Origin of the sequence: Chthoniobacter sp., assembly GCF_040003245.1 — a bacterium.
Lineage (GTDB): Bacteria > Verrucomicrobiota > Verrucomicrobiia > Chthoniobacterales > Chthoniobacteraceae > Chthoniobacter.
In genome coordinates this window covers 1-11,603 of sequence record NZ_JBDUCX010000221.1, presented here as the reverse complement: position 1 = coordinate 11,603, position 11,603 = coordinate 1, and the positions used below count along the sequence as shown (strand labels likewise).

At 61.4% G+C, this 11,603-nt stretch carries 14 protein-coding genes; 9 read left to right on the top strand and 5 right to left on the bottom strand.

The features are described 5' to 3' along the window. Positions 1–256 (top strand): hypothetical protein (locus ABJF10_RS24080; protein WP_348547170.1); only part of this gene is annotated, 256 nt, incomplete at its 5' end. 103 nt (positions 257–359) lie between these two features. Here the strand turns inward: ABJF10_RS24080 and ABJF10_RS24075 are convergent. Further along, complete coding sequence (locus ABJF10_RS24075) at positions 360–890, bottom strand: hypothetical protein (protein WP_348547169.1); 531 nt, start codon at positions 888–890, stop codon at positions 360–362. 315 nt (positions 891–1,205) lie between these two features. Here ABJF10_RS24075 and ABJF10_RS24070 point away from each other — a divergent pair, with 315 nt between their 5' ends. Genes ABJF10_RS24070 through ssb form a run of 5 tightly spaced genes read left to right on the top strand, consistent with a single transcriptional unit; the run spans position 1,206 to position 4,354 of the window. Then, positions 1,206–2,150, top strand: a complete 945-nt coding sequence (locus ABJF10_RS24070) for a ribose-phosphate pyrophosphokinase (protein ID WP_348547168.1) — start codon at positions 1,206–1,208, stop codon at positions 2,148–2,150. Between the two features lie 5 nt (positions 2,151–2,155). Further along, positions 2,156–2,854 carry a 50S ribosomal protein L25 gene (locus ABJF10_RS24065; protein WP_348547167.1) on the top strand — a complete coding sequence of 233 codons (699 nt, stop codon included), beginning with the start codon at positions 2,156–2,158 and terminating at the stop codon, positions 2,852–2,854. Between the two features lie 24 nt (positions 2,855–2,878). Beyond that, positions 2,879–3,445 carry an aminoacyl-tRNA hydrolase gene (pth, locus tag ABJF10_RS24060; RefSeq protein ID WP_348547166.1) on the top strand — a complete coding sequence of 189 codons (567 nt, stop codon included), beginning with the start codon at positions 2,879–2,881 and terminating at the stop codon, positions 3,443–3,445. 20 nt (positions 3,446–3,465) lie between these two features. Beyond that, positions 3,466–3,804 carry a 30S ribosomal protein S6 gene (locus tag ABJF10_RS24055; protein ID WP_348547165.1) on the top strand — a complete coding sequence of 113 codons (339 nt, stop codon included), beginning with the start codon at positions 3,466–3,468 and terminating at the stop codon, positions 3,802–3,804. Between the two features lie 28 nt (positions 3,805–3,832). Next, positions 3,833–4,354 carry a single-stranded DNA-binding protein gene (gene ssb, locus ABJF10_RS24050; protein ID WP_348547164.1) on the top strand — a complete coding sequence of 174 codons (522 nt, stop codon included), beginning with the start codon at positions 3,833–3,835 and terminating at the stop codon, positions 4,352–4,354. 113 nt (positions 4,355–4,467) lie between these two features. Here ssb and ABJF10_RS24045 read toward each other — a convergent pair whose 3' ends face one another. The 4 genes from ABJF10_RS24045 to ABJF10_RS24030 form a co-directional block, all read right to left on the bottom strand. Then, positions 4,468–4,713, bottom strand: a complete 246-nt coding sequence (locus ABJF10_RS24045; protein WP_348547163.1) for a hypothetical protein — start codon at positions 4,711–4,713, stop codon at positions 4,468–4,470. Between the two features lie 150 nt (positions 4,714–4,863). Continuing rightward, entirely contained in the window at positions 4,864–6,168 is a 1,305-nt protein-coding gene (locus tag ABJF10_RS24040; RefSeq protein ID WP_348547162.1) for a dicarboxylate/amino acid:cation symporter, read from the bottom strand. A gap of 109 nt (positions 6,169–6,277) precedes the next feature. Next, positions 6,278–7,054, bottom strand: a complete 777-nt coding sequence (locus ABJF10_RS24035) for a carotenoid biosynthesis protein (RefSeq protein WP_348547161.1) — start codon at positions 7,052–7,054, stop codon at positions 6,278–6,280. Positions 7,055–7,081: 27 nt separating this feature from the next. Further along, positions 7,082–7,924 (bottom strand): prolyl oligopeptidase family serine peptidase, encoded by an 843-nt coding sequence (locus tag ABJF10_RS24030; protein WP_348547160.1) that lies wholly within the window; start codon positions 7,922–7,924, stop codon positions 7,082–7,084. 164 nt (positions 7,925–8,088) lie between these two features. Here ABJF10_RS24030 and ABJF10_RS24025 point away from each other — a divergent pair, with 164 nt between their 5' ends. The 3 genes from ABJF10_RS24025 (at position 8,089) to ABJF10_RS24015 (ending at position 11,314) form a co-directional block, all read left to right on the top strand. Next, positions 8,089–9,495, top strand: coding sequence for a glycoside hydrolase family 28 protein (locus ABJF10_RS24025; protein ID WP_348547159.1), 1,407 nt, complete (start codon positions 8,089–8,091; stop codon positions 9,493–9,495). A 164-nt stretch (positions 9,496–9,659) separates the two neighbouring features. Then, a complete protein-coding gene (locus ABJF10_RS24020) occupies positions 9,660–10,142 on the top strand; it encodes a hypothetical protein (protein WP_348547158.1) in 483 nt (160 codons plus the stop codon). A gap of 95 nt (positions 10,143–10,237) precedes the next feature. Beyond that, positions 10,238–11,314 carry a hypothetical protein gene (locus ABJF10_RS24015; protein ID WP_348547157.1) on the top strand — a complete coding sequence of 359 codons (1,077 nt, stop codon included), beginning with the start codon at positions 10,238–10,240 and terminating at the stop codon, positions 11,312–11,314. Positions 11,315–11,603 lie beyond the last annotated feature (289 nt).

Below are 11,603 nucleotides of genomic sequence, written 5' to 3'. Positions count from 1 at the left end.
ACTGCGCATGAAGTCAGACGAATCCCATTCCACCCGCAATGGCAAGATTGCCTACGGCTTGCCGATCGGAACCGCCCAGCTTCGAGAGTTCGGCATCCGCGGATTGCCCGGTGATAGGGAGCTTCCGCACGCCTTGATAAGGCTTGATCGGGCCAAGGAGAAATCAAGGCCGCTTAAGCCAAATCAAGGTAAATCAAGGCAGTTCAAGGTGCAAAAGTTTTCGGGGATCCGAGCCTGTCTCTTCGCCAAGGCATGAACACTGCCAAATCTCTACAGGCCCTCCGGGCCTCTGATCCGGGCAAAAGAAAACGCCGGGATGTTTCCATCCCGGCGTGTGTGATTATTTCTACTGAGGTCGCTTAGAACACGATACGAACGCCAGCGCGAACTTGCGTCGCGTTCACGTCGTTTCCGCCCCAAGTGTAACGGCCTTCCGTGAAGACGCCGATCTTGTGCGTGGCGCGCCATTCGAGACCGCCGCCCGCATGCCAGGTGCCGACAGTGGTGTCGTCAAACGACAGACCGCCGCCGCCGAAGGCGTAGGGAGCGATGCAGAAGCTGCCCATTTCGATGGGGAAGCGAACGATCAAGCGCCCGGTGAAGTCTGCGACGGCATGATGACCGCCATCATAGACGTTGCCGTCGACTCCGACGCCGAGATACTTGATGAAGAAGTAGTTGGCACCGAGGCCGCCACCAAAACCATTGCTGTTCTGGTTGTTGTTATTGGCTTCCGTCCAGGTACCGAAGATGTCCAATTGGAGCTCTTGGTCCTTGAAGCAGGGTTCAGCCGGGGTCTTGTAGTCTTTGCTTTCTTTGACCTCTTGACCCGCAAACGCGCTGGAGGCGAGAGCGAGGCAGGCGATCAAGGGGAATGCGATCTTATTCATTTAGGGTATATTTCCTTGTTGGTTGGTTTGTCTTGCGCCTAGGGGTGGCTCAAGGAATGGGATTTCGTAACGGGCCGCATACGGGATGTAAAGGATTTTTTGAGGGGTGGATTTACGCAAAAGGGCGTCCATCAGGCCTTTCCCGTGAAAAGTCAGTGACGAGAAACCGCTTCGAGAGGGGGAGGGAGCGACCGGGGAGTTCGGGGGTGTATTTTCGCCCCGGTGCAGATTCGCGCACTTTCCGTTTGTCTTTCCAAGGACGCGTTCTAGAGTCGCCCTCCCGTTTTTCCCAGCATGTTCCGCTCTCAAACCGAAATGAAGATCTTCTGCGGCTCGGCGCACCGCCAGCTCGCGCAACGCATTTGCGCGAGCGTGGGGGTGCCGCTCGGGGACGCTACCGTCGACTCGTTTCCGGACGGCGAGACCTTCGTCAAGATCAACGAGAACATCCGCGGCCGCGATGTCTTCCTGGTGCAGCCGACCTGCCCGCCGACGAACCAGAACCTGATGGAACTGCTCATCATGGTGGATGCGGCCAAGCGGGCCAGCGCGGCCCGCATCACGGCGGTGATTCCCTTTTTCGGTTACGCGCGGCAGGACCGCAAGGATCAGCCCCGGGTGCCGATCACGGCCAAGCTGGTGGCCAATCTCCTCACGGCCGCCGGCGTCGATCGCGTGCTCACGATGGACCTGCACGCCCAGCAGGTGGCCGGGTTCTTCGATATTCCGGTCGATCACCTTTACGCCGCGCCGGTGCTGATTCGCTATTTGCGCGAAAAGCGCTTCAACAACCCGGCGGTCGTTTCGCCGGACGTGGGTGGATTGAAGATGGCGGATGCCTATTCCCAGGCACTCGGAGCCAGCCTGGCCATCGTGGCCAAGCGCCGCAAAAGCGCCACCGAGATCGAGGCGCTCAACGTGATTGGCGACGTCGAGGGCCGCGAAGTGATCATGGTGGATGACTTGACGGAAACCGCCGGCACCCTGTGCAGCGCGGCGAAGATCCTGCACGAACGCGGCGCGACCAGGATCATCGCCGGCGTTTCTCACGCCGTGCTCTCGGACCTGGCGATCGAACGCCTGAAGAAATCCCACGTCTCCGAGCTCATCACCACCAACAGCGTGCCGGTGCGTTCGGGCGATGGCTTTCCGATTACCACGCTCTGCATCGCGGAGTTGCTGGGGCATGCCATCCTGCGCATCCACGACGACGAATCCGTCTCCTCTCTCTTCAAAATCAGCGAAACCGAAAAAGTCTAAACCCTATGGCCAAACAACAAAAACTGTCCGCGGTGACGCGGCTCGAAACCGGCCGCTCCGCGGTCAATAAAATCAAACAGCAGGGCCTCGTCCCGGCCGTCGTTTACGGCGGTCATGACAAGCCGATTGCCCTCTCGGTCAACGCCCGCGAAATCCGCAACATCCTCTCGCATGCGACCAGCGAGCACTTCCTCGTGGATCTCGAGATCACCGACGGCGGCAACAAGAGCAGCCGCCTCGCGCTCGTCCAGGAAGTGCAGCACCACCCGCTCAAGGGTGAGGTCTTGCACGTCGATTTCCATGCGGTGAAGGCCGATGAAGTCTTGCACGCGGCCATTCCGGTGGAAACGACTGGCGAACCCGCCGGCGTGAAGAATTTCGGGGGCATTCTCGAGATCTCGATGCACGCGCTCGAAGTGGAGTGTTTGCCCAAGGATCTCCCGGAACTCATCACCCTCGATGTCTCGGCGCTCAACGTGGGCGACGCGATCCATGTGAAGGACATCAAGTTCCCCGAAGGCGTGTCCACGCGCATCGACGCCGACCTGATCGTTGTCCGTGTGTCGGCCCCGACCGTGGAAATCGAGCCCGTTGCCACTGCGGAAGCCGCGGCCGGCCCCGAAGTCATTAAGGAGAAGAAGGACGACGCTGCCGCCGCTCCGGCGAAGGGCGCCGCTCCTGCGAAACCTGCCGACAAGAAGTAGCCAGCTCTTGCGGCGCGTGCACACATGTCTTCCGATATCGTCCCGGGTCTGCGGCTCCTTGTGGGCCTCGGCAACCCCGGCCGCGAGTATCGCGACACCCGCCACAACGTGGGCTTCCTCGTGCTCGACCGTCTCGCTGCGCGCGAGCGGGCCGAGTTCCGTGTCGAGAAAAGCTGGCAGGCCGAAGTGGCCCGTGCCGGCGATCTCCTCCTCTGCAAGCCGTTGACCTATATGAACCTCAGCGGCCAGGCAGTGCGTCCACTCAGCCAGTTCTACAAGATCGAGCCCGCCCAGGTGCTCGTGATCCTCGACGACATGGCCCTGCCGCTCGGCAAGCTGCGCTTCCGCGCGAATGGCTCGGCCGGCGGCCACAATGGCCTCCAGTCGATCATCGAGCACTTCGGCACGCCGGCCATTCCGCGCCTGCGCATCGGCATCGGTTCCGCCGAGCGCGATGCGGTGGATCACGTGCTGGGGCGTTTTGCCTTGGAGGAACGGCCGGAACTGGAGCAGAGTCTCGACCGCGCCCTGGATGCCATCGACTGCGCCCACACCCGCGGCCTTGGAGCCGCCATGAACGCTTACAACTAAAACCAACCCCGAATACCTAAATGAGTACCAAAAACCGCTACGAAGGACTCCTCGTCCTCAATGTCAAAGGCAGTGAAGATGGCGCGAAAGACGTGATTGAGCGCCTCGAAGGCGAATTCAAGAAAGACGGCGCCACCATCGAACAGGTCCAGAAGATGGACCGCCGTCAGTTCACCTACACCGCCGGCCCGCTCGACAGCGGCTACTACGTGAACTTCATCTTCAACGCTCCTCCGACCACGATCGAGAAGCTCCGCGCCCGCTTCACGCTGGACGAAGAAGTCTATCGCCAGCACTACCAAAAGCTGGCTGCCAAGAAGGTCGAAAAGGCCCCGCGCACCCCGAAGGCTGCCGCCTGATCCGGCGCCCCGTCCCCACCCACGTCTTATGGCCAGCCTCAACAAAGTGATGATCATCGGGAACCTGACCCGTGATCCCGAGATCAAGTACACGCCGAAGGGCACTGCGATCGCGGACATCGGCCTGGCCGTCAACCGCAACTACACCACCGAGAGCGGCGAGAAGCGCGAGGAAGTCACCTTCATCGACGTCACGCTCTGGGGGCGCACGGCGGAGATCGTGGGCGAGTATTGCAAGAAGGGCCGGCCACTCTTTGTGGAAGGCCGCCTGCAACTCGATACGTGGGACGACAAGCAGACCGGGCAGAAGCGCTCCAAGTTGAAGGTCGTGGGCGACAACATCCAGCTCCTCGGAGGCCGCGAAGGCGGAGCCGAGGGAGGTGGCGGTGGTGGCGGTCGCCCTCGCTCCAGTGAAGGGGAATACGATGGCCCGCCTTCCGGTGGCGGGGGCAGTGGTTCCGGTGGCGGCTTCAAGAAGGCGCCACCTCCTGCGCGCAAGCCGCCCGTCGATCCCGACCTGGACGCGGCCGAGGACGACATCCCGTTCTAAACGAGACGGCAATTTTTAAGAGGCAGGCACTGGTTTGGTGCCTGCCTTTTTTATTTAGCAATTAATTCCGACTGCGGGCAGTCGGAAATCGCAACCCGTTGCGAGAGAGGTGCTTAATTCTCTCCCGGGATGTTCATCTCGAACACCGTTTCCGGTTCATCCGGCGAAGCCCCGGCGCGGGCCTGGAGGCCCAGCGTCTGATAGGCGCGCTCGAGAGCGACCGGATTGTTGCGCAGTTCGGGGAAAACGTTGACCAGACGCTGTTTGATCCAGCGCCGTGCCATCCCACGCTCGACCGGATGTAATTCCGGCTCGCGAGTGAAGGCGCGCTTGATGAGTTGAAGTAGTCCCGATTTCATAACTTCCCCTTATAACACAGCTTTTCCAAATTTCTTGGCGAAAATCGTGTGATAATTCTAATGGCTCAGACGATGAGTGACATCGGCGGGCGAGGAAATAGCCGCGCCTTTTCCGCCCAAAGACGCGCTACTACACTGAAAAGCGGCCTCTCAGACCGGCTCGAGCCCTTCCCCGGCGGGCAGGGACGCGAGGGCCGCCGCTTCACTCGTTTTCCCATCCAATAAACACGTGACCGTGAGGTCGCCCATCACGTTCATGGCGGTGCGGCAGCGATCCAGAAACCAATCCAGCGGCAGGAGCAAGGGGATGAATTCCACCGGCAGATGCACGGCCGAGAAGACCGCCATCATCGTCACCAAGCCCGCTTCCGGAATCCCCGCCGCGCCGGCGGAGGCGATGACGGACATGATGACCACCACCACTTGCTGGAGAAAGGAGAGGTGCATTCCCAGACCCTGCGAGATGAAGAGCGCCGCCATCGCTTCGTAGAGCGCCGTCCCATCGTGGTTGAAGGTGCCGCCCACCATCACCCCGAGGCTGGCGTTCTGCTCCCGCACCTTGATCTTGTCCCGGGCGGCGGCGAACGTGACCGGCAACGTGGCCGCTGAACTGGACGTGGAAAAAGCCGTGAGCAGTGCGTCGGCGCTGTGCTTGAGAAAGATCGCCGGCCGTACCCAGGAGCCGAACCGCAGCCGCACCAGGTAGAAGACCCCCTGCAAACCCAGCGCCACCAGCACCGCCCCCACGAAATTCGCCATCTTCAGTAGCGGCCCAAAACCTTGCGTCCCCACCGTGGCCGCGACCACGGCGAAAACCGCCAGCGGCACGAGGTGAAAAAGCCAGTGCAGCATCACCATGACCGCCTGGAAAAACGTATCGCAGAGCGCCGTCAGCGTGGCGACGCCATCCGTCTCCGCCGCCACGCCCACCTTGCGGCGCACGCCGCGGAGGGCGATCCCAAAGGCCACCGCGAGAGCCAGCACCGGGATGATTTCGTTCTCCCGGAAGCCGTCGATGAGGTTGGTGGGGATGAACTTCTGCAACAGGTCCTCGCCCATGTTGAAGGCCTTCTTGTCCGCCACCAGCGCCGTCCCTTCCGGTCGCAAGTGCGCCGTGGCTCCCGGCTGGAGGAGGTTCGCCACCAGCAGCCCGATGAGGATGGCCGCGATGGTATTCGTGAAGATGAAATAAAACAGCCGCATCCCCGACTTCCCGCTGATCGGCGTATGAATGATGGCATGCAGGATCGCGAGGAAGACCAAGGGCGTGGCCAGCAGCCGGAGGAGGGTCAGAATACTCAGGCTGATCGGCCGTAGCACCGCCGCCCCCGGCCCCCAGCAGTAGCCGACGATGAGCCCCAGCATCAACCCCACGAGGATCTTCACGAACAGAGGGATGCGACCGTAAAGACTCTTCGGCTCGGACGACAGATCGGGCGAAGCAATGGCAGACACGCCGGGACTAAATACTGATGTCGAACGACTGGGATAGCAAAAAGAGGGCAAACCGTTTTTGGCCAGCGGCGCGTTGGTAATCCGCTAGTTCAGATGAATGTTAAGGAGCCTAATGCTTCAGCCGGTGAGCGAGGTGCGCGGCGAGGAAGACGGCCCAGAAAATCGCCAGCGTGACCGCCGGTTTCCAAGATCGCTTCTGGGCGGAAGCCACCACGTCGCGCTCACGCAAGGCGAGGGCCACGAGCACGGCGAGAAGGCCCCAGGCGAGACTGGCGGTGAAGGGCGGATCGAAGACCGGCGGCAGGGTGGGAGATGCGCCGCGCCAAAACCAAAACCCGCGCCATTGCGCCGCTAATGGCTCGAGGGCGAGATCGGTGAGCAGAGCCAGCACGCCGACCCCGCCCGCCAGCGCCGCGTGGCCGAGACGCGGGAGGAAGCGCAACAGCGCCTCGCGCGCCCCGATGATTGCGGAGAACCAGAACAGCGGCAGGCCGAGCGGGACGGGTCCCAGCTTCATCCCGAGTGGAGCGCCGTAACGAATGGGACCGAGCGGAAACCCGGTCGCCGCACTCACCCAGGCCAGCGCGATGACGCTCCCGAGAATGAGCAGCGCCCAGCGTCGCGCGGTGGCGAGGCCGAGGCTCTCGACGAGGCTGAAATAGACATTGGCCGCCGCCAGCGTGATCCAGGCGAGATCGGCATGGGCCAGAAGCAAAACCAAGGCGGCGCGCAGATCCTGATTGGAGATCGATCTTTCCAGCGAGCCCTCGCCGATGCCGAAGCTCCACCCCGCCGCGCTGAGCAGCGAAACGAGGACGAAAAGAATCCACAGCCCGGCGACGAATGGCTCCAGCCCGCGGGCGAGGGGAGCGGGGCGGGAAGACATCGGCGGGGAAGAGACGGCGCGCCGCAGTTACTTCGGGTAGGCGTACTGCGTCAGGAAATCGACGATCGGTTGCGGGTCCTTGAGGCTGTGCGGGTGATGGTCACCGCCCGGCTTGAGGATGACGGAGACATTCGCGTTCGCCGCCTTGAAGCGCTCGACGAGGATCGCGGAATTCTCGGTATAGGGGACCACTTTATCGGAGTCGCCGCAGATGGTCAGGACCGGAATCTTTGCCGCGATGAGCGGGGCGAGGCGGTCGAGCGGGTTGCCCTTGAAATCCTTCGCCGTGTCCTCGGTGAGACCGTAGATCTCCAGCGCCTGCTGCCAGCAATGGGCGTCGCCCTTGCCGGTGCCTTTGCCGCCCGGCCAACTGCGGAGATCGAGCACCGGGGCATCGAGGTAAAGCGCCGCGGTTTTGTCCGGATGAGTCGCGGCGAAGTTCACCGCGTAAAGGCCGCCACGGCTGAAACCCTCGAGCACCGCGCGCGGATTCAGGCCGTAGGTCTTCACCACGTAGTCGTGAAACTGGTCCATCAAATCGACCGAAGCCGGCGAGCCGTACATATTGCTGATGCTGATGTAAGCGACATGCCAGCCGAGGCCGAGCAGCGCGATGTCGCCCTGCGGTTCATGGCCGAAAAATTCTGTGCGCCAGATCCAGGGGTTGCCCGCCGCAGGCGTCCTCGGCTTCACCACGGTGGCGTGATGGCCCGCCACATCGAATTCCAGTTTCTGGTAGCCGTTCCAGGTAGCAGGCAGGGGCGTGGGGCCGGGTTGTGGCGCTGTGGGGGGGGCGTCGGCGGCGAGGACAACGGGCGCGAGCGCAGCGGACAGGATCAAGGCGGCGAGGAGGGAGACGGGGAATCGCATGGGTGGAGGGCGTTTGGTATGGCGGGTGAAGCGCGAATGGTCAGGCGAAAAATCCTGCCGGGAGAAAGAGCGAGCATGCGGCTGTTCATCGCCGGCCACAATGGCGAGGATGCGGCACCACGCACACCGGCCCCATCGCGCGGGCGGCACGCTGATTCCCCCATATGAAACTCCCCACCCTTTCCCAAGTCTGGTCCGCGGCCGGTGCGGTCGCCCTGCTGCTCGGTGCTGCGGACGCAAAGGAGCCGACCTTCCGCGAGCCGCAGGCGCCGACGATTCCCCAGCGCAACTTCCCGATCATCAACTACGGCGCCAAGGGCGATGGCGCCACCCTGAATACGGCGGCCTTTCGCGCGGCCATTGAGGCTTGTGTGAAGGCGGGGGGAGGGCGCGTGATCGTCCCCTCCGGGGTCTTCATTACCGGCCCGATCGAACTCGCGAGTCACACGGCGCTGGTGCTGGAGAAAGGCGCGGTCATCCAGGCGTCCGATCAGTTTGCGGACTTCGGCCTGCCGAACCCGCTGCCCGCCAGCCAGGCGGAGATCGATGCGTTTCGCAAACAACTGCGGCCCCTCATCAATGGCGTGAAACTCGAGGATATTGCCATCCTCGGTGAAGGAATCATCGACGGGAACGGCGCCGTCTGGTGGGCCAAATCCGACAAAGCCGCCGAGCGCGCCGTCGCGGCCCGGCCGGTGGCCGCCGCCACCACCCTGCCCGCCGATTCCACCGCGGCGAAGCCGGCCGCCACCCCCACGCCGGCCAAGCCGCTCTACGTCCCGCGGCCTTACCTGATCACCCTGCGCAATTGCACGCGCGTTCATTTGCAAGGCGTCACGCTGCGCAACTCGCCGATGTTTCATTTCGTGCCGCACCATTGCAGCGAGGTGCTCGTCGAGGGGGTCACCATCAGCGCGCCCGCCGACTCGCCGAACACGGATGGCATCGATCCCGCCAACTCGCGCGAGGTGCTCATCCGCCGCTGCACCATCGACACCGGCGACGATAACATCGCGGTCAAAGCCGGCAATGTGGGCGGCGAGCCGACGGAAAACGTGACCGTGATCGACTGTAAATTCCTGCACGGCCATGGAGTCTCGATCGGCAGCGAAACGGAGGCGGGCGTCCGCAATTTCCTCGTGCAGCATTGCACCTTTGAAAACACCGGCACCGCCCTGCGCATCAAATCCGACCGCACCCGCGGTGGCGTCATCGAGAACGTCACCTACCGGGATATCACGATGAAAAACGTGGAGACCGCCATCACTCTCTCGCTCTTTTACGACGACCGCAAAGCCGCGCTCAAGCCCGAGGCCCGGCCAGTCACCGACAGCACGCCTCAGATCCGCAACATCCATTTCCTCAACATCACCTGCGAAGGCACGACCAGGAAAGCGATCGATATCGCCGGGTTGCCGGAGAGTCCCATCACCGGCCTGATCCTCGAAAATATCCACATCACCAGCGCCGCCGCCCCGCTCACCCTCCAGGACACCCGCAACCTGCAATTCCTCAATGTGGACGTGCAGAGCACGCCGCCCGCCACACCGCCGTCCGGGTGGTCGCGCTGACCTACGCCGAAAGCCTGTGTCAACAGCAAGGGTAATTGACCATTCTTAGCGATGTAGGAACGTACATCACGCATTACACGGTGAATCCAAATTGAGCCACTCCCGGTCTTCAGCGTGGACGCGCGGGCCGGTGTTCTGCTTCCATCCGGGTGAGGTACTTGTTTATGAAACACTCCCTGATTGCTGGCTTAGTCATCGCGGTTGTTGGTCTCAGCGCGGATTCCGCGTGGGCCGGGGGAAAAGTCGACATCCCCGCGGTCATCACCAAAGCCGACGCGGAGAAGATCCTCGGCGTGCCGGTGAAAGACGCGCAGGGCGGCAACAAGGAAGGCAAGGACGGATTCTACGATTCGGAATGGAGTTACGAGGGTGTCAAAGGAGGCAAGACCCTTGTCTTCGATTTCCTCATCGGGCCGCCCGGTCTCGCGGCGACCATGTTTTCCGTGCTCCCACCCGGCGGCGGCAAATCGACGAAGGTGGAAGGCTTCGGCGACAAGGCCATTTTCTATCACGACAAAACCGGGCTCGACATGATGAACATCCTCAAGGGCGATACCTTGATCACGATCGGCATCCATGGAATACCGGCCGCCGCCGCGCTCGAGCATGAGAAGGCCGCGGCGCGTAAAATTCTCGGCCGTCTCTAGGCTCATCGCTCTCCGCCAGCACCCTTCATGAAAACGTTCCCCCGCCAGAAAAGCATTCCGGCAATTCCCTGTCCATGACGGAGCAAACGCCCCTCTTGAGCGAACTCGAAAAGGCATTCGAGCGTAACGTTTTTATTATGATGCGTTATCGCTCTACCGACCATTTCAAAGAAATCGAAACAGCGATCCGGCAAACACTTTCCAGATACGGATTGATTGCGCGCCTCGCCAAGGACGCCGCACTCTCGGATGACCTCTGGGAGAATATCCAGCTTTACATGAGGTATTGCCGCTTCGGAATTGCCGTCTTCGAGGAGATCGACGAGCGCGAATTCAATCCGAACATCTCACTCGAGCTAGGATATATGTACGCCTTGAAGCGAAGATGTCTTCTTCTCAAAGACCGTCGCATGCCGCGGCTGCCGACCGATACTTGCGGGAAGATTTATCGTGATTTCGACACCTACCGTCTTTCCGATTCATTGGCTCAAGAGATTTCGGACTGGTGCAAGCGTGACTTGCGGCTCTCAGAACGATCGGAAGCCAATCCTGCCCAACCGTTCGGCACTCTTATCTTCGACAGCGATGCCGAAGATCCCGAATTCAGGGACTGGGGCGTCTATGATACCACGCGTCAATTCGAACACCATATTCGCTTGGTCTCAACCTCGGGGCACGACGATGGGCCGGGGGCGTCGTATGCGGTGCAGATTTCCGCCTCCGCTTCCGAGTCGGTGGGAGTAAACAAGAAGCTGGCGACACTCTTTGGTAGAGCGCGTTTTGCGTACAAAGCTGTCGAGTCCAGCGCCAAGGTGATTAATGTCTTTTTTACAATGATTCCCATGCAGCGTGAGCAGGAGGGGAGCAGCCTTCTGGAAGTCGGCGGAAGCCGGCAGTCTGACCCGGATAACGCCTATTCGCCCTATCGCAAGCGTTACCATATTCCGCACAGTCATATCGGTGATGACACCTGGCATGAAGCAGAGATCGAATTCGATTTTCGCGCATTGCCGGCTGCCGCCTATAGCATTTTTGCGGCTCGCATTAACGAGGGCTGTCCAAAACCGGGCGCCGGTAAAGTGCTCGTTCGAAGCATCAAGGTCATCTCTTATGAGGGGGCCGATTTTCAGAAGCAGAAAAGAGCGGAACCTCCGCCGAATTGCTTCCCATAGCGTTTTTTACCGATTTGGTTTCTGGTCGTCGATATCCTCATTAACCTGCTTGGCTTGAATCTTTTTCCGCCGTTAGGCTTAGGCGGATTGCAGATTTTGCGCGGCGGTTCGGCGATTCAACGGAAGAGATAGGCGCTCGTTCCTTGACGCGCTCGATCTTGTTTTCAAGGATGGCCGCTCCCTCCCATGAATTCCTATCCTAGCGCTTCCCCCGGTATCACCCGTCGTCACCTGCTCCGGCAGGCTTTTGCTTATAGCGCGGCGGCGGCCCTGGCGGGGCGCCTGCCCG